The sequence below is a fragment of the Paenibacillus intestini genome (genome assembly GCF_030803945.1).
Lineage (GTDB): Bacteria > Bacillota > Bacilli > Paenibacillales > Paenibacillaceae > Paenibacillus > Paenibacillus polysaccharolyticus.
On the sequence record NZ_JAURUN010000001.1, the window covers coordinates 536568 to 559390 of the forward strand.

General features: G+C 43.6%; 15 protein-coding genes. 2 read left to right on the forward strand and 13 right to left on the reverse strand.

The features are described 5' to 3' along the window. Positions 1 to 26 precede the first annotated feature (26 nt). Positions 27 to 182, reverse strand: coding sequence for an SGNH/GDSL hydrolase family protein (locus tag J2T16_RS02370; RefSeq protein WP_186331783.1), 156 nt, complete (start codon positions 180 to 182; stop codon positions 27 to 29). A gap of 174 nt (positions 183 to 356) precedes the next feature. Next, a complete protein-coding gene (locus tag J2T16_RS02375) occupies positions 357 to 3179 on the reverse strand; it encodes a glycosyl hydrolase (protein WP_445645173.1) in 2823 nt (940 codons plus the stop codon). Positions 3180 to 3418: 239 nt separating this feature from the next. Between J2T16_RS02375 and J2T16_RS02380 the strand changes: the two genes are divergently transcribed. Both J2T16_RS02380 and J2T16_RS02385 read left to right on the forward strand, forming a co-directional pair. Next, a complete protein-coding gene (locus tag J2T16_RS02380) occupies positions 3419 to 3787 on the forward strand; it encodes a MerR family transcriptional regulator (RefSeq protein ID WP_145331225.1) in 369 nt (122 codons plus the stop codon). An 80-nt stretch (positions 3788 to 3867) separates the two neighbouring features. Beyond that, positions 3868 to 4716, forward strand: a complete 849-nt coding sequence (locus J2T16_RS02385; protein WP_260984743.1) for an oxidoreductase — start codon at positions 3868 to 3870, stop codon at positions 4714 to 4716. 183 nt (positions 4717 to 4899) lie between these two features. On the opposite strand, the gene J2T16_RS02390 is transcribed toward J2T16_RS02385, so the two are convergent. The 11 genes from J2T16_RS02390 to J2T16_RS02440 all read right to left on the reverse strand — a co-directional run bounded on the left by J2T16_RS02390 (position 4900) and on the right by J2T16_RS02440 (position 22790). Continuing rightward, positions 4900 to 6255, reverse strand: a complete 1356-nt coding sequence (locus J2T16_RS02390) for a glycosyl hydrolase 53 family protein (RefSeq protein ID WP_445645174.1) — start codon at positions 6253 to 6255, stop codon at positions 4900 to 4902. A 487-nt stretch (positions 6256 to 6742) separates the two neighbouring features. After that, positions 6743 to 9493, reverse strand: a complete 2751-nt coding sequence (locus J2T16_RS02395) for a glycoside hydrolase family 78 protein (protein WP_499017700.1) — start codon at positions 9491 to 9493, stop codon at positions 6743 to 6745. 100 nt (positions 9494 to 9593) lie between these two features. Beyond that, complete coding sequence (locus J2T16_RS02400) at positions 9594 to 11021, reverse strand: MFS transporter (protein ID WP_499017701.1); 1428 nt, start codon at positions 11019 to 11021, stop codon at positions 9594 to 9596. A gap of 103 nt (positions 11022 to 11124) precedes the next feature. Next, on the reverse strand, positions 11125 to 14826 hold the full coding sequence (locus J2T16_RS02405) for an alpha-L-rhamnosidase-related protein (protein ID WP_445645177.1): 3702 nt from the start codon (positions 14824 to 14826) through the stop codon (positions 11125 to 11127). A gap of 251 nt (positions 14827 to 15077) precedes the next feature. Beyond that, positions 15078 to 16376, reverse strand: a complete 1299-nt coding sequence (locus J2T16_RS02410) for a UDP-glucose dehydrogenase family protein (RefSeq protein ID WP_445645178.1) — start codon at positions 16374 to 16376, stop codon at positions 15078 to 15080. 2 nt (positions 16377 to 16378) lie between these two features. Further along, on the reverse strand, positions 16379 to 17524 hold the full coding sequence (locus tag J2T16_RS02415) for an NAD-dependent epimerase/dehydratase family protein (RefSeq protein WP_216514284.1): 1146 nt from the start codon (positions 17522 to 17524) through the stop codon (positions 16379 to 16381). Beyond that, positions 17506 to 18276, reverse strand: coding sequence for a glucose-1-phosphate cytidylyltransferase (gene rfbF / locus J2T16_RS02420; protein ID WP_145414311.1), 771 nt, complete (start codon positions 18274 to 18276; stop codon positions 17506 to 17508). Before rfbF ends, J2T16_RS02415 begins: the two co-directional genes overlap by 19 nt. After that, a complete protein-coding gene (locus J2T16_RS02425; RefSeq protein ID WP_499017702.1) occupies positions 18276 to 19367 on the reverse strand; it encodes a Gfo/Idh/MocA family protein in 1092 nt (363 codons plus the stop codon). The genes rfbF and J2T16_RS02425 overlap by 1 nt, the downstream gene beginning before the upstream one ends. Continuing rightward, entirely contained in the window at positions 19319 to 20509 is a 1191-nt protein-coding gene (locus J2T16_RS02430) for a radical SAM protein (RefSeq protein ID WP_445645482.1), read from the reverse strand. The genes J2T16_RS02425 and J2T16_RS02430 overlap by 49 nt, the downstream gene beginning before the upstream one ends. Before the next feature lie 57 nt (positions 20510 to 20566). Next, the gene (locus tag J2T16_RS02435) at positions 20567 to 21661 is read right to left on the reverse strand and encodes a radical SAM protein (protein ID WP_445645180.1); all 1095 of its coding nucleotides are present in this window, start codon (positions 21659 to 21661) and stop codon (positions 20567 to 20569) included. Next, positions 21624 to 22790: a UDP-glucuronosyltransferase gene (locus J2T16_RS02440; RefSeq protein WP_445645181.1), complete on the reverse strand. Its 1167-nt coding sequence runs from the start codon at positions 22788 to 22790 to the stop codon at positions 21624 to 21626. Before J2T16_RS02440 ends, J2T16_RS02435 begins: the two co-directional genes overlap by 38 nt. Positions 22791 to 22823 lie beyond the last annotated feature (33 nt).

Below are 22823 nucleotides of genomic sequence, written 5' to 3' on the forward strand. Positions count from 1 at the left end.
TCTATGGAATCTGGGTTGCCAACGTTCTAATTCAGATGTTTTTGTAGCACTTGAAGGACTGTTTCATAACCTTCGACGTTCAGATGAAGAACATCGGTCGTATACTCTAGCTTCAGATTACCATGCTCGTCTTTTAGCGCTGGGTGAAGATCGACGTAATCAATTGCAAGGCGCGCGGTCATCTCCTGAATCCTCTCGAATCAAAGCGTTGGTTCGACTGCCCAGGATATACTGTATGACACGCGCGTCATCGGAAGGGTAAACCGATTCATTTTTCCGGATCGTCCCAAATACGAGTGTTTTGCTTTCTTAACGAGAAGAAGGAAAATAAAACGGAAAACGGCACTAAAATTACGCTATTCGTCCGATCCTTCCCCTAATACGATTCCAACGGGACCAATCAAGCCGCAATCTAGCGGTTCCCGGTTAGGATCGAAAATGCTTAGCGCATTGTTCAGGGTCGTCGCTACTTCGACCTCTAACTCGTTGTTTTCTCCATAGCGCAAGTATTCCCCGATTGGAATATGACGCCCGATCTGATCGACACCGTGGAGCTCTTGGCCGTTAACGAAGACCCTGAACGTATCGGACACCTCGCCCATCTCTAAAATAACGGCAGCGGAAGTATCTTTCCGCTCTTCAATGCGGAAACTTGTCCGATATCGTCCAATTCCGGATACTTGCCGGAGCGCCGGAATGTGAATCCAGGAGCGCAGCTCGTCAAGTTCAAGCTCGATCCGTTCAATCTTCGTCTCCGTTGGATGAGCGCCAGCAGTCCAGCTGTCCACGACGAGAGACCAGCGATCTGGTATGATCCGCGTACCTTTCGCAATCGTATCACGATATTTCTCTCGCTGAAGCAATCCTGTCCATTCTTCGGCAACTGCGATCAAAGCAGTTCCGTTCGGGGCGAGTCGCAGCTTCGCCGTTGCTTGACCGGAGCCTGTATGAACAGCGGCCATCGGGCATATTGTTCCATCCCAAGCGTTCAGCTTGAAAGGATTCCCCGTCCCTGTGAACTGCACTTCTCCCTCGAATGCCTGCACTTGACTTGGATTGTAGATGAAGTAATAAGAAATACCGTTTTCGTACCGACAGGCATTCAACAGAGGCGACTCGCACTGGACTTGAACGGCAGGAATGACGGAGAGCTCGCCCAGTGCCCCGACCGCATCTTCTTGAGTGTTAACCGCTCTTACCATCGGCAGGTTTAACAGATGCTCGATTCGATCGCACAGTTCGACGTCTTTGGCTCTCATCTTGTCCTTGCTGCCAAAGAATGAAGCAACATGATTCGGAGCTACTCCAACGACCACGACAGGTAGTCCGCTCTCCGCGAAGGCGATCAGTTGATTGGCTGTTTCAATCGGGAGATCGGACGCCCTCCAGTCTCCGGTCAACGACTTCTTACGCATATCTACGACGATAGCACGATATGCCGGTCCGTCCGCTACCAGTACGGATTGTCCCTCGAATGTACCGGTTTGGGCATTTGCTAAATCCAACAAACATGGACTTACAAAGTCATACGTGAAACCGGCTTGTTCATACGGGGTCAATTCCGTTCCCATTGCGCCATGAATCCCATCAATATGATAACGATAAATCGCCAGATCTACCTTCGGCTTACCAAGTTGAAGCAGATATTGAGTGCGTGCGATATAGTCTGTAAGGGCTCTTGCATGAAGGGAATTTGGTTGGCGTCCTCCCCATTCGTTCGAGAACCTCGACCCCATGAGCGACAAGCCCGGCCATTTGAACATCGCTTCGAAATGTTCCGAAGCAGATGAAGTATCGTAGGACATACCGTGAAGAACCGCCTGGTTGACGCCAGCCGCAAAGCCTCGATGCAATTGCCAGAGAAGACCGAAGTCCTGTCCGGTCCACGTCTGCTTGTAGCCATAATCCATAACAGCGCCTACCTCAATCGAATAGATCTCGCGATCATACAGATGAACGGCACCCGATTGGATTCGGTAACCGTCGGTCGAATCATGGAAACCGAGTGATTCCGTCTCCGGGATGTCAACTTCGGCAAGGCCCGAGGAGAGCTCGGTAGGCATGCCGTAAGTTTGATAACGAAGCTTCATATGATGTCCGTTTGCCCACTTTCTTATTGTCCGAAGGTGATTGTCCCGGAACATATCTGTCAAGGTTTGAAAGAAGTCGTTCCTAATGCGCAGGTTTGCCGAGCGGTCAGCGAAATCGTAATCGGAGTCTCCGTCCGTCCGATTGCCCGCACCTAGCTGATACAAACCTTTGACGAATATCGAAGGCAGATAAGGAGTCAAATCATAGCCTCGACGCATATGGAACTCCTCCAATACAGCAGGAGACCAGATCGCGACGGGCATCGTCGCACCGTACATCCCGCCTAGCATAGTTGCGTTCAATTCAATGGAATCACAGAACAAGTTTCCGGCGTTCTTCTCGTATAAGGCAAGTATCTCAGGATCCGCAAACAGGCGTTTATCCCAGTAGCCCGTAACTGCATCGGCTGCAGCTTTCGAAAAGTGGTCGATCGCGGGAGCACCGATTGAGTCGTTCATCTGTCCGTTCGTTTGACTCCAAAAGCCGAACAAGTACCATTCTCCGTCAAGAGGAGCTGTCCATTCTATCCTTCCGTCGTCAACTCTAAAGGTGAGATCGGCTGCCGTATCCAATTCTAGCGTGACGACTTCACCTATGGACTCGCCGCTGTATCTCCGAGCAACCGTCACAGCCACAAGCTTATAAGGACGTGACGGATCGACCGTATCGGGGACAGGAATTGCTCCGTTGTAAGTCCCTGCAACTACCATTGTCCCAATATGCAACCCATGTGTGCAGCGATCGTCACTTTTGTCCATGACGGCGGGCGTTGCGATCGGCCACAGCGGTCCTACAGTGAAATCCAACTGAAAGTTAAGTGGAATGGCGGCTTCGAGTGCAGCTTTCATCCGGTTGTTCCACTCATCACCTCCGAAAACGAAGCGGCCATAATCCGATGGATGTATGTCCGCCGAAGGGATCGGGAAGAAATGGAGGATTTCTGCACCGCCATAGCCAGCTTCCGCCATCCACTCAATCTCCCGTTTGATCTCGTCTTTGTCCATGAACGCACCGGGAAGCCACCACCTCATTTTCGGGCGATAGCGCTTGGAGGGAGTTTGGAATTCCACTGGATCCCATGTATTCATTTAAAACACTCCTTAACTGAGAATGATGGGGAAACTTATCTTTTTCAAACTAGTTATATATTCATTATAAGAACTTTGATTTAGAGAGACTGTAACGTAAACCAAACATTGTATAGCGCGATCTTAACCTGTGTTAACGATTAGAGCTGAGAGAAAGCAAGTCAAGGACTCGCTTTTGCTTGATGAAAAGGGTACAATCAACTTCAAGTTAACTTTAACTATTAAAGGAGCATTCGGACATGTACAGTATTAGTGAAATTGAGAAGATCACAGGTTTGCGTCCCTCCACTCTGCGTTATTACGAACAAGAAGGCATCTTACCACATGTTGAACGGAACGCTTCAGGTAGAAGAGAATATTCCAATGAGGTTTTAGAGTGGCTTGAACTGGTTGTCGCTTTAAAAGATACGGGAATGTCTATTGAAGATATAAAGGCTTACACAGAGCTGATTCGACAAGGTGATCCTTCCCTGGATGCCAGAAAACAATTTTTGCTTATGCATAAAACCAAAGTGGAACGTACTTTGGCTCAGACTCAGTTCCATCTGGAAAAGATTATACGGAAGATAGCGATTTACGATGTTTTGATGCATAAGAAGATGAAATAGCTATGAATATTTATTTTTCAAAATGAGTATTGACTTCAAGTTAACTTTAAGAGGTAGAGTAAAGTTATTACCTTGAAGGAGTGATTACATTGTCAGAATCAAAAGTATGGCTTATTACTGGATGCTCGACAGGATTCGGGCGTCACATTGCGCAACAAGCGATTGAAGCAGGTTATAACGTTGTCGTGACCGCACGTAATGTTCAGCAGGTAACAGATCTTACAGCAGGACATGAGGATCAGGTAATTGCTCTCCCACTGGACGTGACTAGTCCAGAACAGATCCGCAATGTGATTGACCGCACGATTGAGAAGTTTAATCGTATAGATGTGCTTGTGAACAATGCAGGTATTGGATATTTCAGCTCTGTTGAGGAAAGCGTGGAGGAAGAAACCCGTAAAATGTTCGAGGTTAACTTCTGGGGACTTATGCATGTAACGAATGCTGTTCTTCCACATATGAGATCACAAAAAAGTGGTCACATTATAAACTTCTCTTCCATTGGCGGTCTGACTTCGTTCCCGACCCTTGGCTATTATCATGCTACAAAATACGCTGTTGAGGGCATATCCGAGAGTCTATCCCAAGAATTGGCACCTTTTAATATTCATGTGACTTTAATAGAGCCAAGCAGCTTCCGCACAGATTGGGGTGGTCGCTCTTCTGTCAAAACAGAGACAAGCATCCCTGAGCTTAAAGAATCCATCGTCGGACAGATGCTGCAAGGGATCGAACTCGGTGTTGGTCAAGAAGCTGGAGATCCTGCAAAGGCTGCCGAAGCAGTTATTAAAGTTGTGGAAACAACGGAACCGCCTCTTCGTTTGCTGCTGGGACAACAAGCCTACGATGCAGCGACCTATAAATTTAATAGCCTGCTTGCCAGTATAGAACAATGGAAAGAAACAACGATAAACGCAGATTACAAATGATATAAGATTGAATTACAAAAACCCACAAGGCATCACTTTTTATGTGATATCCTTGTGGGTTTATATTTTTCTCTTAATTATCCATTATAAGATTGTACTTAATCAGTTTTTAAGTAATACGATAAATAAAATAAAAAAGCCGCTATAAGCGACTTTTCTATATTGACCTGATTAAATTAAACGTTATTTTAATTTGTTTTCTTCGGAAATAGCATCCATTAATATTTTCTTGGCTTTAGCGCCATGATCCGAGTAATCAAACATTGACATACTGCCCCACCCACTATAATCCGGAGCCCAATAACGGATACCGATAAGCCCATGTGTTTTACCCCACTGAACCACATCATGATAGATTGCGGCTTGTCCTTCTTCGTTATGCGGATATCCCTTGACCGTGTTTGACCATCCCGCATATGCGCCCTGCACTTCACCTGAAGGATAAGAAAACTCTGCGATAAATACAGGTATACCCACCTCTTTGTTAATCGCAGTAACTATTTTTTTGTACATAACCATTTTATCGATGTATACTCCTGGCGCACTGGGATAAAAACTAATTCCAGCAGTATCAATAGGGAATCCATTTTCCTTTAATGTCTTGAAATACGTGACTGCTGTTTTCACTGTTGTTACTACCGTGGCGATGTGAGTAGAAAACTTAACATTGCTTGAATCAAGTCCTAAACTAGTGTACGCCTCTTTAATCCCTTTAGCTACCGCAGTCATCTGCACTGCATTGTATTTCCATATATTATTCTTCAACCAATTGGTTCCCATCACAGAATAGACATGTCTCATGAAGCCCGGAACTTTTTCCAGCTTTTCGTTTACTGCGGTTTTCAATCCAATGCTTACCCCTGCAAAACCATAGTTTGCTTCGTTACCAATGTTCCAGTTCTCTACTTTGACGCCTGTTTTCAAAATTTCGGTTGCCACAAATTTTCCGTATGCTTCCAAGACCATGTTCATCTCATCCAAAGTTAATTCTTCCCAAGGTTTTCCGTTTTGCAGCGCATATATCTCGGGATATTCTTCGAAATTAGGTGCTTGCTGCCGATCCATATCCATGTATGTGTAAGCCAGCATAATTTCAGGGTTCAACGGTATATTTAGTTTGGCTGCCATTCGAGCTAGCTCTAATCCCTGCTCCAAGGTATGGTAATTTGCATTTGAGTCTTCCTCACCGTTAACGATATTATCCGCAGTAGGAGAGCGTTTAGTCGCAATTCTTGCGTACATTTCCGTAGCGCCTGATGAAATATACATCTTCTCTAATTCCTCTCGACTTTTCGCAGTAACTTCTCCTGCTTTATACGTAGTATTCCCCGTTTTAAATGCATCTCCCGAAAACGGGCTTACCGAAAGCGCTACACGGAACTTCTCCGTAGTTACAGCAGGTACATAATCTTTATCTTCCACATACACGGATAAATTTCTTACGATAATCCCTGCTATAATTAAAATAATGATAAGTATAGAGATCATGATCTTTGTTCTAGTTTTCATGTGATTGAATACATACTTTATTTTATTCATGATGAAAGAAGTCTCCCTTTATAGCTAAGCTAGGTAGTATTGTAATTAAAGTAATCATTTAATATGTGCTTCGTTAACAAAAAGAATGGCAATTGTCAGCATAACCTGAGTTAAAGAGACGAGGGTGATCCATATTCACCATATTTTAATTCTTCCCCTTTCAATTTTCTGAAACCCTTGAGCTACAAACTGAGCAACCTGTACCCCCATGATAACGAAAAATAAAGAAAAAAAAATCGTACGAAAGGGCAAGCCCTTTATGCACTATTGGGCAAAGAGTTGAGAGATCATAATACGGAATACTGTTTTCAAAAGTGGAAGTTTGCTATCAAATGTAAGATTCCTTATCAACAGCTCCATGACGCGAAATTCTCTCTCCTTCTACGTTTTGTCACTCTCATACCCAATGTTCTCGAAAACACTTTGTCAGACCACACGAACAATAAAGACAAAGGGCATTGTAGTTATCCTACAACACCCTTTTGTTTTAATGAAAAGCACCTTGTTTTTTCGGTTCATTTAATGTTTTTAAAAGCAGTTTAAACAGCATTTCTGTTTCCTCAGGGGTATTTGCCAACAATTCGCTTATGGAGAAGTCATATGCATATTTTATCATTGGATGGTCCAGCATACCGGGGGCATGCTCTTCAAGCATCTGAACAGCTATTGGCTCTTCTATTATTTCCTTAAGAGTGGAGTCCAGTGTAAACCTGTCTATTTTAAGATTGGTTTGTGTAGGATATCTGTAGGCGTAATCTCCAGAACCGACTTCAATGAAATCTTTTTGCTCAGGCAGTTTGATGATGGCAGTAGTATTGGCCGGGATTGTTACATTGACGATAATTTCTCCGTTCTCGCAAGACCATGAGCTCTTGATTTCGCCATATACTGAGTTATAAATGCCTTCAACTGCACTTATCCCCTTAATGAACTGAGGTTGGATCAAGATTTTTTTAAAGCCGGGTTCAATTTGATTAATACCAGCCAGCTTCCTGTACATCCATTCCCCAATAGATCCATATGCATAATGATTTAAGGAGTTCATGCCGGATGTATCAAAATCTCCATTAGGAAGAATGGAGTTCCACCGTTCCCAGATGGTTGTAGCTCCCTTCTTAACGGCATACAACCAGGACGGAAAATCCTCTTTTAGGAACAAGTTACCGGCAAGCTCGTGCAATTCATTCTCAGATAATACATGACACAGATATGGAGTGCCCACAAAACCAGTTGTAAGGTGATTCTTATGTTGGGCAATATTTGTCTCCAGTGTCTTGCGGACTCTCTCCCGGTGCTTGTCATCAACCAGATTAAAATGAAGAGCTAATACGCAAGCTGTTTGAGTTTCACTGACTAATCTGCCGGTTGCTGAAATATACTCTTCCTTGAACGCTAATTTGATTTGGCTGTGAAGAGTTTCGTACTTGGAGGCATCCTCCAATTTATTTAACAACTTGGCAGTCTTGGCGAGCAGCTCCGTGGAATAGGCATAATAAGCGTTAGCCACCAGATAAACGTCCGTAGCTCCAGTTCGCTCATTACTAATCTCTTCTTTATCAAGTCCGAGCCAGTCTCCGTATTGAAACCCTGTCTGCCACAGCCCATTAGCCCCGCAGCGGGCGGTGATGTAATCAACCCAACCCTTCATGCTGCCGTATTGCTGCTCGAGCAGCCTGAGATCACCATACATTTGATACATGGTCCAGGGAACAATAACTGCAGCATCGCCCCAAGCAGCGGCTCCTTCCTGATTCCCAAGAATATTAGGGATTACATGAGGGACGCCATATTGTTCAGTTTGTTCAGAAGCAAGATCACGCAGCCATTTTGTAAAGAAGGACGCAACGTTCATATTAAATGCAGAAGTTCCGGCAAACACTTGAGCATCTCCTGTCCAGCCAAGACGTTCATCTCTTTGAGGACAGTCCGTGGGAATGTCCAGGAAATTACCGCGCTGACTCCACTGGATGTTACTGAATAACTGGTTAACCATTTCATTGGAGGTTGTCAGATTACCTGTTTCCTCCAGATGTGAATGCAGTACGCAGGCTGTAAAAAACTCCGGCTGTACTACCTCTAACCCTTCTACCGCGATGTAACGAAATCCATGGAACGTGAAGTGCGGCCGGAAAATTTGTTCTTTACCGTTACAAATAAATCGATCAATAGATACAGCCTGCCGCAAAGTTTCAGGATACAAGTTACCTTCTTTATCAAGCACCTCGGCATGTCGGATGGTAATGACCTGGCCCTCACGCCCGGTAATCTGAAGTTCTACGAATCCGGTGACAATTTGTCCGAAATCTATAACCTTCTCTCCTTTTGGTGTCGTAATGAACTCCACCGCGGGAAGCCTCCTGGTAATTCTGACCGGTTCACTTTCCTGAGCGACAAGACGCTCTTTGTTATAGGAGAAAGGCAGCACATCATATAGCGTATCGTCTATAAAACAAGAATCGTAGGTCTCCCCCATGTAGATTTCGCTGGAGCGAATCATTCCCTTGGTTACCTTCCAGCTTTCATCCGTTACAATCATTTCTTTAGATCCGTCTGTATAGACGATGTGAAGTTCTGCGATAGCTGCCACTTTGTCACCGTAATGATTCGGAGTACAGGTAAAGCCGAATATCCCTTTATACCAGCCATTTCCAACGGTAATCTCGATTTTATTACTTTTTTCAAGCATACCGTCTAAACTATAGGTCTGGTATTGCAAACGCTCATTGTAATTTGTCCAACCAGGGGCAAAGTAGTGATCTCCTACTCTATTCCCGTTAACCGAAATCTCATAGACTCCTAATGAGGATGCATAGAGACGGGCTGACTGTATATCCTTTTCTACAGTGAAAATCTTTTGGAAAATGGGAGGTGCAGTCTCATCATCCGGGAAGGTATGTGTAATCCAATCTGCTGTAAAGTTACTTCCCTTCAGAAGACCTGTTTCAAAATGTCCTTCAATGCTTGCCTGATTGCCTTGGTTATCCCAAACGGTGACATGAACCTGGTATAGAGTGGCGGCCTGAAGCGGAGGTCCCGCATACTCTACCAGAATTGAAGTATCGGCTTCCACCTTACCTGTATCCCAAATTCTCTGAGTATCCTTTGTTACTGCAATCTGATATGCAGTCTGCATAACTCCCTGCGCTGAAGAAACTAATTGCCACGATACCCGCGGGTTTGTTGTATCCAAGCCCAGGGGATTTTCCATGTATTCAATGCGAAGATTTTTTAGCTTCATATTGATCCACCTTTCCATAATTCAAAAATTTTATGATATCGCTTACTAATTTTATTTTTCAATAATTAATGCTTCAAATAAGCGATGCTACCGTTCCTCCCTAACCATTTTTACGTTCTTCCAATTCTTTAACAATTTGAGGATACTTCTCATCCAAATCGTACTTACGCAAGCAAAGATAAGTAAGAACAAAGATCACTAAAGGAAGATATACCGTCAGAACAAGGATACTGGTAATCGCTGAATCGGTTTGTGTTGCTAATGCCCCGTCATAGTTACCCAATGCCAATATCCAGCCGATCATTGCAGCTGCCAGACCCATACCAATCTTAACGCCAAAACTATTTGCACTGTTGACCATTCCAACTAATCGTTTGCCTGTCTTCCATTCACCATATTCCACCGTATTGTTCACCAGCACCCCGCCCACAGCCATCATTGGAATTGTTGCTAGTGTGGCGATACCTCCAAGGACTAAAGCCGCAATAAAGTTATATGGCATAAAGCAGCGAACAAGGGATGCAACGATGCCAAAAATCATACCAATTCGCGCTGTTCTTGCAAGTCCGAATTTTTTAATCATCGGTCCTACGATAGCGAAACCTAAAAATACCGGAATCAATCCAATGGCTCCCATGATTCCTATTAAATCTTCATTTCCGAGAATATACTTTGTGTAATAGATTCCTGTCGACCCGTTAAGCGTATACATCATGTTAATCAACAATTGTGCAAACAGCATAATGACCCAATATTTGTTTTTGAACAGAAGCTTGATGCTTTCCCAAAAAGGGACGTTATCAGTCTCGACTACTTTTACATTTCCATTGTTTTCTTTGGAAGCTAGGAATGTCAGTACCAATGCAATAAAAGATACAACGCCTAGCACAACGGCAACCATAATCCATGCGGATTGATCTCCACCAAACATATTGGTCACCGGAATTAGTGCGATTGAAATGATCATACCGATAAAATAGCCAAAGACAGTTCGAGTAAGGCCCATTTTCCCGCGTTCTTCTACACTTCTCGTCCGGATTGCCATTAAGCTTCCGTAAGGTATTGCAATCCCCGTATAAACAACGGCTGAGGCAAAGGCTACCGTAACTAGAGCATAGATGCTCTTTACAGTTGTTGATGCTTCAGCTGGTACTGTGAACAGTAATATGATGGAAGCCATTGCTGGCAGAGCCATCCATAGAATCCACGGTCTAGCCTTTCCGTATTTGGACTTTGTTGCATCGACAACTCTACCCATTACCAAGTCAACAATAGCATTGATAAATTTGGTGATGAGCATAATTGTCCCCACCGTTGCGGCTGCAATGCCTACTTTATCTGTATAAAAATAAGTTAACATTCCGATCAGCCCGTTGATGGAGTTTAAGGCAATTTGCGCTGCGCCGTCTCCCAAGTAATGATGAGGTTTCATTGTTTTCTGAATACCTTGGGCATCAAGACCTAAAGCCTTAGACTTTTTGTTTGTTTCTACAATTGGTGGACTAGAGATATTCTGTTCAGCTCTCATTGTAGTTTTCCCTTCCTTCTCTCATAGATGTCACCGCTTTCAGGAATCATATCTGAAACGTTCAACGTTAGCATAACGACAGTCTAGGGTAGATTTAGTCTTGTCATATGATACAAGTAAAGGTTTCTGCACCATGGAATGAATGCTCCGTACCATCTGGAAGCTTAACAATTGCTGATGTCCCTACAGGTAATTTAGCTTTTAACAAAAATTGATGCTCCTCAATATGCCATTCGATCTCAATCAATCCCTGCTTGGTTGCCACACTACCCTTCGCCCAGTCTAGTTTACCAATGTGCGGTTCAATTCTAATGGTAGTTGCTCCCGGATCAGCGGGTGTTACACCTAGAATAGTAGCCGGGAATTCAGCCAGTGGAACAGCACTCCAAGCATGACAATCGCTTCTTGGATTCACTTCCATCTCTGGAAGCGTCGTCAAACCTTGTGAAGCGAATACACGCCAGCGATCCCACAGTCCAAATATTTTATGCTGTAGCCCCACTTTCTTTAAAGCTTGAATCATTAAATACGAGAACGGCAGCGTTACCCGGTGAATTTGCTCTTCCAGTGTGCGTTCCATCAGTCGTCGGGCTTCTTCTCCTTCGATTGCTCCTGCAAGGATCGATATAATCTGAGTGTGCTGACTATATATCTCCAGCCCAGGCATGTCGCGAAATAACTGACGTTCTTCTGACCAGGCAAGCTTTCTCAAGGCATTACACACTTGTTCTGCTCTCGATTCCATTGTTGATGCAGCTTGACTCCAGCCTGTAGCATGTAATAATGTTGCGGATTTCCTTAACGCTGCTGCATACATGAAACTCAGCAAAAACATGGGACGATCCACGCTCTCAGGCGGCGCACCGAGCGGCCATGCGTCAACCCAATCGAAGTAGGTCCAGTATCGGTTTGAAGTAACACCAACGATTCCGTCATCCGTTAACCTTGTATGAAACCAATCCATTAATTCAATGATGGCAGGCCGATATTGCTCCACTAATTGCAGGTCCCCATTAAACTCAAAATGCTCTGAGATCATATCTACCCAGTAAAGTGAAAAAGATGGAATGACTTGAGGCTCAACCGACGGGAAACGTGCCTGAAGTAATCCGGAAGGTTGTCTCGAACGATAAAAATCTTCTATGGTTCGCCTTGCCATTCTGTCATCGCCGCTAACATTATACGTAAACAGCATCATGAGTCGACTATCCATCGCATACTGGAGTTGTTCGTAATAAGGGCAGTCTTCATAAGTTTCATGCATACACAGTTGTAAAGTTCGAACGCTAAGATCCCAAATTTTGTTAAGTTCTTGATCTGAAGATTCAAATTTCGCTTTGACTTCTAATGGATATCTGGATTCTCTGTATGACAACTGCATCAGTTCAAGCGGGGCATCTTCTGTTTCTATTTCCAAACGAACGTAACGGAACGTTCTGAACCAGAAAGGCTCGTAGATCTCATCCGTAACCGTGTCATTTACTTGTCCTGCAACAATATAGGTATCAAATTCGCCCATTAACTGTCCGGTGCTGTCTTCTCGATCTCCTTTTTTTCGTTGTATTTCAGTGCTCTCGTGAGATTCATAACACTCCGCGGCCATTAATCTCACTTTAGCATCTCGGCCATTACGCATCCGTATGTTGAGATAACCGGTTGTCAATTTCCCGGCATCAAGATCCACCTGGATTTTATGTCTGCTTGGGATTACCAGCGATGATGTGTTATCAAGCGTATTTTGTAGAAACTGTTCAGTCTCTTCGACTCCAACTCCCGCTGCTTTTGTTACTTCTATAAATTGTTTTTCTTCTTCGTACATAAATGGTATGGGTCGAGGTAACAAGTTCCATGGACTAAGGATCCCGGCGAATCCATGTGTTTCGGCGAATGGGACAGCATGTTCCCAGGTAGAATCATCGTACTCGGGGAACTCCCAGCCTTGCGGTGCGTCTTTCCCTTCTACTTCTTCTACGCCTCCCATCCAACGGATAAGCTGTTTAGGCACATGCCTGTATCCGAGATGACGATAGGTACGCCAGTTTGCATCAGAGTGCAGTGACATTAATTCAGTGCCGGTTTCGTCTCGTAATGAGGCCTCTACTAGCAGGCCAGCAGACTGTGAGCGCCAAACGGAAATAGGCCCTCCCTCTCCAATTTTGAAAGGTTCCATCGCAGGATAACGGAGAACCTTTACTGAAAGTACGTTGTTACCTGTAATAAGATGTTCACTTACATCTACGGATTCGTAATATGTAGTGTGCATATCCCCTTTACAAGGACCGATCGAAACGGATTTACCGTTAACATAAAGTCTGTATCTGCTGTCTGCAGAAATATCAATCATCAATTTGGGTGATATCGATTCATCGATGTGGAAACTTCTTCGGAAATATACAAGGTGATGCTCGGTATTTGCCTGCTCCTCGGGCTGCCTGACATCCCATATCCATTTCCCTTTCCAGTAGCGGTTCTCCTGAACAGAAGCTTCACCATACTGCTGAAGCTTCTCGTTTAAGGAAGCCCCTCTCCCTTTTTCACCCGAGAACTGAACAGTACCCATGTATGGTAAAGAGATTGATCCAGTACAATTTTGATGTTGAAAAGTAAGTTCGATGTCATAAGACTGACCTGATGGATCTATTCCTTTAGCCGAAAGTACGTTTTCATTCAAACGAACCTGTTCAAAAGAAAGGTTTAGATTCATTGGTTCCGTTTCTACTGCAAGTTGAACGACTCCGCTTTTATCTTTAGTGATTGTAAACACGGCATAAAACTGTAGGTAGGGCGTCTTAATGGTTCCATTCCATAATTCATGCATCCAATTAACTCCATTCTTTTTTAATTCTTCTTCACATAAAAGCCTCAAATCAGCATGAATTGACTGTAATATTTCTTTGGATATAGGTGAATGTGGAAATGAAGAAAGCATTTTAAGAGTAAAGCCTTTGGTATAATCAAGGTACGGAGACTGTACCAGTTCTGGAAGATATCTATCCAGTATTGCTCTAGCCTTCTCATCACTCAACATATCGCCCAGAGTAGAAAATGATCCCCATTGGGGATTCGTTGTAATAAATTGTCTTTTCTTCAACCATTCCTCGCACAAAACTGGCCAATGCTGCGCCTCAAGATGATCTTCTGCCAAGCCAATTCCATGCATGCCACTTTCGAACAGATGTAATGCAAATGGAATCTTGTGCTTACGAAGTCCATTTGCGAACAGGAGACTGTTTTCCAAAGGTACACCGTTATCTTCAACCGTATGCCATAAAAACGCCGGTGGCGTATCTGCAGTAATCTGCTTTTCGTTGGATAATAGATTCAGTAGATCGGGATCTGTTTGCCGTTCTCCCAAAAGTGCTTCTCGGCTGCCTGTACTGGTAAATTCATCGCTCATTGTGATGACTGGATAGCCAAGAACCATGAGGTCAGGACGACTGCTTTGCTTAAGGATTGAATCATTAGAATGAGGATTTCCGAGATCAAAATGGGTCCCTACTGTTGATGCAAGGTGACCTCCCGCGGAGAATCCCATGATGCCAACCCTTTTTGAATCCACATTCCATTCAGATGCGTTTGCTCTAACAAGACGGATGGCTGTCTGAGCATCCTCTAACGGAGCAGGGTGTTGGTGTGGAGATACTCTGTAGTTCAATACAAAAGCAGAGATACCAATACGGTTGAGCCACAATGCGACTGGCTCTCCCTCATGATAAGCTCTTGTGGAATAAGCACCGCCTGGACAGATAATCATGGCAGGGTAAGAGTTATTTCCTTCTAAGATATATGGTGTCAGCAAATCCATAGTCATTCGCTCCTAGCATGTGATGGATCTATGATATAAATTTTAGCGGACAGATTTGGTTCGGAAAATAACTATATCTTAAGGTCTAATAATTCAATCTGAACTAGTTGTTATATTTCACAATCATGATGTAGTGACTGAATGTTATCATAAAAAAAAGGCACCTCTCTGGAGAAGTACCTTTAATCTATATTATCCGCGAGACATGTCGTTCGCTTCGCAACGGATAAACATGTTATAATGCTCCGTTATTAAACACTATATAAAGCAGGTTCTTTGTTTGTTAGCATATACCTTGCATCTATTATCCGAATGTCGTTTGCATGATCGGTTAGAGTCTGAAACTCTGGCCAGGCAGTAACAATGACACAAATATCACTACCTGCTACGATTTCATCCAGGGAGTTTGCCATCTTTAATGGAAGACTGTAGTGCTCTTCAAAATTCCTCATAGCCATCGGATCATAAGCAGAGAGATTGGTGCATCCCTCATCCAGAAGTGCTTCGATAATCCCTACTGCGGGGGAGTACCTAACATCATCGCTGCCAGGTTTAAAAGCTAAACCGAGTATGCCGATTTGTTCATCCCGGTGTTTTAGTCGTCCGATTACTTTTCTGACCGTATGTTCAGATATATCAAGATTTACTTCCATAACAGCGTTCAATATCTTTGCATCGACACCATATTGACTTGCCGTATTTTTCAGAGCAAGAGTGTCCTTAGGAAGACAATATCCTCCAAATCCGCAGCCGGGATAAACATAATTAACCATTCCAGCCGGAGAACCTGACCACCGTTTATCCATGTGTAAGAGATGGAATAACTCAGGTATATTCACCTGTCCTATATGTTCTGCAATGAGTGCCTGTTCATTTGCGAAGCTGATCATCGTTGCGAGCAATGCATTGGAAGAAAATTTGAGCATCTCTGCTGTTTCTGCGCTCACTTGGGCATATGGCACAGAAAAACTTTCATAAAGCTTTACAAGTAAATCTGACGTTATCCCATCTAATTCACCTATGATGATCCGATCAGGATGCATAAAGTCATCCCAAGCGTTACCTTCTCTCAAAAATTCCGGATTGTATGCCAAGCCGATGTCTTGTCCAACTCGAAGTCCGCAATCCTCTATAACTGGCTTGATCTTGGTGCGCATCGTGCCTGGAGGTATGGTTGATTTGACTATAATGCTTGGATAAGCATCTTTGGGTGAAAATCGACAAATGTCTTTGACTACATCAAGTAGAGTAGATAAATCGAGGCCTGCTCTTTCATGGTAAGGAGTCCCGACACATATAAAAATCAGCTTAGCATCGGAAAGGGATTCCACCAGACTGTCACACAGTACTAAATTTTCATTAAAATGTTCGTTCAACATGGGGGGTAAACCTGGCTCATGAAATGGAAGCTCACCCTTGCTCAATGCCATTCTTTTATAGATATCCGAGTCATATGCCTTTACCGAATAGCCCTTTTCCGCGAATCCCAGCGCGGCGGTTAGTCCGACAAAACCTAATCCAACAACAGTAATATTTATGGAATCTCTCACATTCATCTGCCCACCCCGCAGCTGATCAAGTAACGCCGAATTCCTTGTTCTAGTCCGATTTCAGGATTAAAACGCAGTATTTTTCTCGCTTTTTCAATGCTGGGGCATCTTCGTTGAGGGTTATGAGTCAAATAATGGGGATCAGCTGATTCTTGATATGTAACTGCAGGAAAATACCCTGTTAGTTCCCTTGAACATTCAGCAAATAGTTGTGCCAGACGGGATACGCTGATTTCTTGAGTATCGGCTCCAATATTAAATACATCAAATTCAGAATGAGTGATCACTTTAAAATACCCCACGATGGCATCGGCGATGTAACAATACGTTCGGGTTGGTGCACCATCTGATAGAATATCAATTGCTCGATTTTCTTTAATTGCTTTTGCAAAGTCTGCAGCAACTCTCTGATCACTTAGCTCAAGCCCGGGACCATAATTGTTAAAGGGGCGAACAATACGCACCGGGAGCTGATGCTCTTGATCATACAACGAGCAGATCGTTTCTCCCATTCGCTTGGACTCATCATAACAAGCCCTCGGTCCAATGGTAGCTACATTTCCGTTGTATTGTTCTGAGGTTGGTATATACTCTGGATCGGGATTACCATAAATCTCGCTGCTTGAAAAATATAATATGCCTTTCGGTTGGTGAGACAGACAAGCATGTAACAGGCGCTGCAGGCCAAATACATTAGCCTCCAGCGTACGCAGCGGATACTTCCGGTAAAATGATGGTGATGCGATGGATGCCATGTGAAAGATATAATCAGTCCCCGAGATATAATCAGAAAAAGAATCCGTAGTCACGTCAAAGACAACTGAAGTCACGGGCTCTCCTACGGCCTGAAGTCGTTCAAGCCATGTAGGAATTCCTTTAGGAAAACGATCCAAAACAGTAATATGTTTAATCGGTGTGCCTGACCTGTTTATATGTAAAAGGGCAAGCACGAGGTAGTAACCAATAAAACCTCCACCTCCGGTAATTAAAAACCGACATCCTGAGAATAAATGTCTCTGCTCCAATTTTTGAGTTATATAGTTCAAGTCTTCTTCAATGATTTCATTTCCGAAGAAACCAGGCTCCCATTGAAGGTTGAATGTACGAGATTGGTCATGTTCTATTGAATCTAACCCCATATTTTCCATGGTGCATTCCCTTCCTCCCATAATTGTTCCAATTCCTGTTTGTCCCGAATCGTATCCATACACGCCCAATAACCTTCATGATAATAGGCCATTAATTGCCCCTGATGAGCAAGCTCTGGTAATACATGGCGCTCTAACTCTGTCTGATCTCCATGGATATAATCCAATACCTCTGGTTCCATAACAAAAAAACCTGCGTTTATCCATTCATCAGATAACTGTCCCTTCTCTTGAAAGGAAGTTACTGTACCATCCTGACATTTCATTATGCCAAAGCGGGCTTTGGGTCTAACTGCTGTTACGGTTACAAGCTTGCCATGACTTTTATGGAAGCTTATCAGCTTATGAAGATCGATATCTCCTATACCGTCGCCATAAGTTAACATAAAGGGTTCACCGTGTAGACGCTGTTTCAAGCGCGCTATTCTTCCCCCTGTCATTGTGGCTTGTCCCGTATCGATTAGATTGATTTTCCAATTCAGTTTTGTTGCTGTTAGTAAATCGGTTTGATTTTGATCCAGACTCACAGAGAAATCGTTATTTAAAAACGGGTAATCCAGAAAATACTTTTTGATATAATTAGCTTTATATCCCAGAGCGAGCTCGAATTCATGAAACCCCTGCGAACTATATATATGCATAATGTGGCACAAAATTGGCATGTCACCGATCTCAACCATAGGTTTAGGACGTACTCTTGTTTCCTCTGCAAGTCTTGTACCTAAACCTCCACATAGAATCACTGTTTTCATTAGAAGTGACTCCCTTCGTTTCCGGTTTCGCGACTCATGGCTGCATGTTGCTGTGCATAATCCATAATCGTTTGATGCCATTTCATTCGTTCAATACTTAAATATCCTTCTGCTTGTCGATCATCTGGCTGAAGACAGCGTTCGGCGAATTCCTGTAGTTGATTTACATAATAATTCATGGGTTCAAATTGTTTTAAAAAAGTATGCGGATTAGAATCATTCAGACGAATTTTCAAGCTGTAGAAACCTGTTAATGGTCTGAAAAAGTTCGGGACAACCACTGTTGCCCGCTCAAAATAAAGCGTATGCATGGCTTTATATGGGAGCTCAAATGAAGTCAAAACACTCGCTTCCAACCCATTACCATATCGAAGTTTGGCATGAAACGTCCAGTCACAGCCATCCGGGCCATCAAAATTAGAAAAAGCTGAAGCTTGACTTCCTTCTAGACCTACAAGATGCTGTATCCATTGAAGCCAGTAACAACCAAGGTCATTAAAGCAGCCTCCGCCCTTGAGTTTCACACTACGATAATTATCACGATGACTATTGGATGCTGGAATGCTAATACGGGTTTCTGTCCGATGTAACAAGCCGTATTGACCGGAGTTCACAATGGCTTTGAGAGCAGATTGCCAGGGGTGATGTGCAGTTATTATCCCTTCCATGAAGACGAGTGAATGAGATTGATTCAGGGCACTCGCAAGTTGTCGGGCCTCCCCTTCCCCTAATCCTGCAGGTTTTTCTACAAGCACATGTTTGCCAGCCTTAAGTGCACGTAAAACCCATTCCATATGGAGATCATTGCTAAGTGCAATATAAACGGCATCAACATGAGGATGCTCCAGTACCTCCTCAAGAGTGTGCAGGACATGGGGTATGGAATATTGTTGGGCCAGGTGAAGTGCTTTCGAGCGGGTACGATTAGCTATGGCTACTACTTCCACCTGTGGTACATAAGGGATGACATCCAAAATAGCACGGCTAACAATAGCTGCACTGCCAAGTATGCCAAGCCGGCAAGTTTTTTTGTTGAGCTCGTTCATATATGAGTCAGCGACGATGAGCCATGCAGGTATAATACATTGCATTTTGAACAGGCGGGTGACAACTGTTTTCCTAATGTGGTTCGTATTTGATCATAAGCTTTGGAATGCCAAATATCCGATAATGATTGATCATGCAAGTTGCCTACAGAAAATTCGGAGAAAAACTTACAGGCACTTACATTGCCTGTCGGTGTAATATCTGCTCTTGTACTCAGTGCCAGACAATTCGAAGCACAGCGTGAAGTCATTGAACGACCACTCACGAAATCTTCGATTTCATCAAAGTCCAGTCCAGGCTGGTATCGAATCCGTGTTTTCCATGTATGTTCATTAATTGCCCTGAGATCCATCATTAGTGCTGGGATATGTTCGGGTTTGATGTGATATTTAAAAGCATGCCAGCTGCTGCGGTGCTGCTGGTCCATCGGATGAAGCCAATTGAATTTTTCCTGAAAAAAGGTATCCATTTCTGCCGATGTTTCATGCGAGATATACCATGGAAAGCATAATAAAACCAGATCAATCCCTTTTTCTTCAAAGAATTTCATTAATGGATGTAGTTGACCAATCATACTGTCGTTAATGACCGTGTGTATCGATATTTTCCCCTGAAACTTTCCTTCTTTACGTAGTTCCATCAGCCGGTCGATCTGTTTCATCACTTTGTCAAAGGATCCTTTTCCACGTATCAGATCATGTTCTTTCTCAAACCCTTCAATGGCAATAAGTAACTCAAGGTGAGGTGAGATACGACACAACTCATCTTCAAACTTCTCGATCAGGTATGCGTTAGTACAAATCGTTGTTTCACGGGGGTCTTTTTCAAGCAAGTCGAGAATACCACGAATATCCCGGTGGAAAAGCGGCTCTCCACCCCATAAATATAGTCTGGACTTCGTATTATGAGTTTCTTCCAATACGCGCTGAAAAACAGCAAGGTCCATGTCCATATTTTGTTCCGTTTTGTCCATATCGTGATGATAGCCCGACTCATTCCACTGGTAACAGTGCTTGCATCGCAGATTGCATCGATTGGTCAGTTTCAATGCAACCACTTCGGGCATGTCCAACTTAAACGAAGGGTTTAGCTTTCGCTCTCTATGCGGAATAACCACATTTCTCATCGTCCGTTTCAAAATCTCAAATGATTTATCATCCATTTCTACCCGACTGTTAGGCTGCATCATATCTCTTCCTTTCAGACTGAGATTTTGTTAAAAACTTGGCCGCGTTTTTGCCTATTACGGTTTTTCGTTATAAAACAGGCAGCATCCTTGGCATATAGGCAAAAGATGCTTACGAAGATAACGCCGATATTGCTTGTACTTTTCCCCTCTCCAGATCGTAGCAATGCTCTCGTCATTAACGTTGCCCAGCGTAAGATCATAATAAGCATGACAGGACGTAACATCACCTCTGGCGTTAATTTCTGTACTGATCCACGGAAAAGGGCAGCGTTTTTTGATATGCGTCATCGAATGCCAGTTAGCGGTGAAGTATTTCCTGATGTTATCTTCTGACATCTGTTGAGGATACGTATTCATATATTTGTTATTTTTTTCGCAAAATTCAGCTAGACGTTGAACTTGCTTCTCAATCAGACCCGCATCCATGTCAGAAAAAATGGCTGGATCACAGATAAATCCTTTGGATAGAGGTGCCTCTAGTACTCCAAATTCTTTTCTGAGAATCCCGCTATACTGTTGATGATTTTCCTCCGTTATATAAGCCTGCAGCTCAATACTGATGCAGTCCAGCTTGGAGATATCAATGGATTCAAAGAAAAATCGTTCCAGATGCCGGTGATTTGCAGGTGTAACGACCGTACTAATACCGATCTGCGGGTACGCACTTCCTGCTTGTTCTCTTAAGGAAAGCAGTTTGTTAATTCCGCGAATAGCTTTTTTAAACACGCCCTTACCACGCTGAGCATCATTAATTTCTTCCGGACCGTCGAGTGAAATCCATATCCGTTCAGGCGGAAATTGAATTAACATCTCTGCATGTTTCTCCAAAAGCGTTCCATTCGTCGGAAAATGAACTTTGCTTCCTGCTTCATGAATGGCCTGAAGGATTTCACCAATTTGAGGATGCAAGAGAGGTTCCCCTCCGTAGAGCTCGTAGTAAGGTTGGGCGGGTTTACAGGTTGCGATAATATCACGAATCACATCAATGCTTAACTGGTTTAAAACCTTATACTCACGATAAGGGCCTTTCTCTCCCCATTCGTAACACATTCTGCATCGAAGATTACAGCTCTCCAGCAGTTGTAAAAAAACCCACTTGGGTAATGAGACATCAAGCTTTGGCATGGTTATTGTGGATTCGATCTGCATGTAATGCCTCCTTCTCGGAATGAATGAAGCGGCTCAAATATTCTGTGGGATAATCTTGAATCTGTTCTCGTCTAGAGATCAGATTATGAGCAAGTTGTGCCAGTAGATTTTTGGAGTAGCCTTGCTCAGCCCATACGTTGTACGGTATGCCAAACCCATTTTCCTCCCAGATGGATGCATTACGCTTCTCATGCTCACCAAATGGTTCAAGCATAATGAGTGGTGTGCCTGATGCTAAAGAATCCATCAAAGCCCCTGCACCAGGCTTGGATACAACCGCCATGGCTTGGCGAACCAATCCATAGAGTCCGTGATGCTCAAAGGGTGTCTTGTAAACAAAAGGTTTACCAGAATCCGTAACAACGTATGGAGGAAATGTATGCATACCAGACTCGTCTCTGAACCATGTGCGCCAATGAGGATCATTCATTATATAGCGTAAACCTGGCGTATTTGAAGGGAAGACCTCTTCTTCTGTGTATGCTACAATATCCAAGTCATACCCATGTTCAGTGTCCAAGAGCTGACGAAGCTTTTCCCTGAAGGTTCCAATGCCCCATCCTCCTCCATGAATAACGAGACGACTTGCGCGTTCTTTGTATGGGACCGGCGGCTTGTCATCCACATCGAGTCGATACATCATCTCAAGCCTGTTTGGATGATACATCGGAACTTCCCGATAAAATGAGGCATAGTTGGGATTAAGCTTCAGTAATTGTTTCCATGAGGGAGATAGACTGGAGTCCACATACAACAGATCCACGTTAATTTCATCCTTTGTTCGTTCACGCAGCATATTCAGCACGTGGACCCAGTGCCCGGACAACACGATAAATCGAGTACGTCCTTCCTTCAGCCACTGGACAAGTAGAGACTCTACTGCAGCGAAGTTTAGACTTTGGCGAATGTCTCCAGGTATTCGTTGTGACGCAAGAGCGACAGCGAAATTTTCACGATAAGCCTGTCTGTTTTGGTCTGTTTTGAACTGCTTATCTTCCTCCATCACGTTTTCAAATACTTCAATGCAGGTTTCCAGACCGAGTTGTTGTAACCTTCTAGCGATGAGTAACCCCGGGATATAGAAACCCAATCCAAAACCGGAACACAATATAGTAATCTTTTGACCCATTCGCACCGTCTCCCCTAGCATAATAAGCTTGGA

Coding starts and splice junctions, on each gene's coding strand:
- J2T16_RS02400 (WP_499017701.1), bottom strand. CDS start 11,021: ATGAGAGCTGAACAGAATATCTCTAGTCCACCAATTGTAGAAACAAAC.
- J2T16_RS02405 (WP_445645177.1), bottom strand. CDS start 14,826: ATGGATTTGCTGACACCATATATCTTAGAAGGAAATAACTCTTACCCT.
- J2T16_RS02440 (WP_445645181.1), bottom strand. CDS start 22,790: ATGGGTCAAAAGATTACTATATTGTGTTCCGGTTTTGGATTGGGTTTC.
- J2T16_RS02425 (WP_499017702.1), bottom strand. CDS start 19,367: ATGCAATGTATTATACCTGCATGGCTCATCGTCGCTGACTCATATATG.
- J2T16_RS02390 (WP_445645174.1), bottom strand. CDS start 6,255: ATGAATAAAATAAAGTATGTATTCAATCACATGAAAACTAGAACAAAG.
- J2T16_RS02380 (WP_145331225.1), top strand. CDS start 3,419: ATGTACAGTATTAGTGAAATTGAGAAGATCACAGGTTTGCGTCCCTCC.
- J2T16_RS02430 (WP_445645482.1), bottom strand. CDS start 20,509: ATGCAGCCTAACAGTCGGGTAGAAATGGATGATAAATCATTTGAGATT.
- J2T16_RS02415 (WP_216514284.1), bottom strand. CDS start 17,524: ATGGAAAATATGGGGTTAGATTCAATAGAACATGACCAATCTCGTACA.
- rfbF (WP_145414311.1), bottom strand. CDS start 18,276: ATGAAAACAGTGATTCTATGTGGAGGTTTAGGTACAAGACTTGCAGAG.
- J2T16_RS02375 (WP_445645173.1), bottom strand. CDS start 3,179: ATGAATACATGGGATCCAGTGGAATTCCAAACTCCCTCCAAGCGCTAT.
- J2T16_RS02435 (WP_445645180.1), bottom strand. CDS start 21,661: ATGCAGATCGAATCCACAATAACCATGCCAAAGCTTGATGTCTCATTA.
- J2T16_RS02395 (WP_499017700.1), bottom strand. CDS start 9,493: ATGAAGCTAAAAAATCTTCGCATTGAATACATGGAAAATCCCCTGGGC.
- J2T16_RS02370 (WP_186331783.1), bottom strand. CDS start 182: ATGACCGCGCGCCTTGCAATTGATTACGTCGATCTTCACCCAGCGCTA.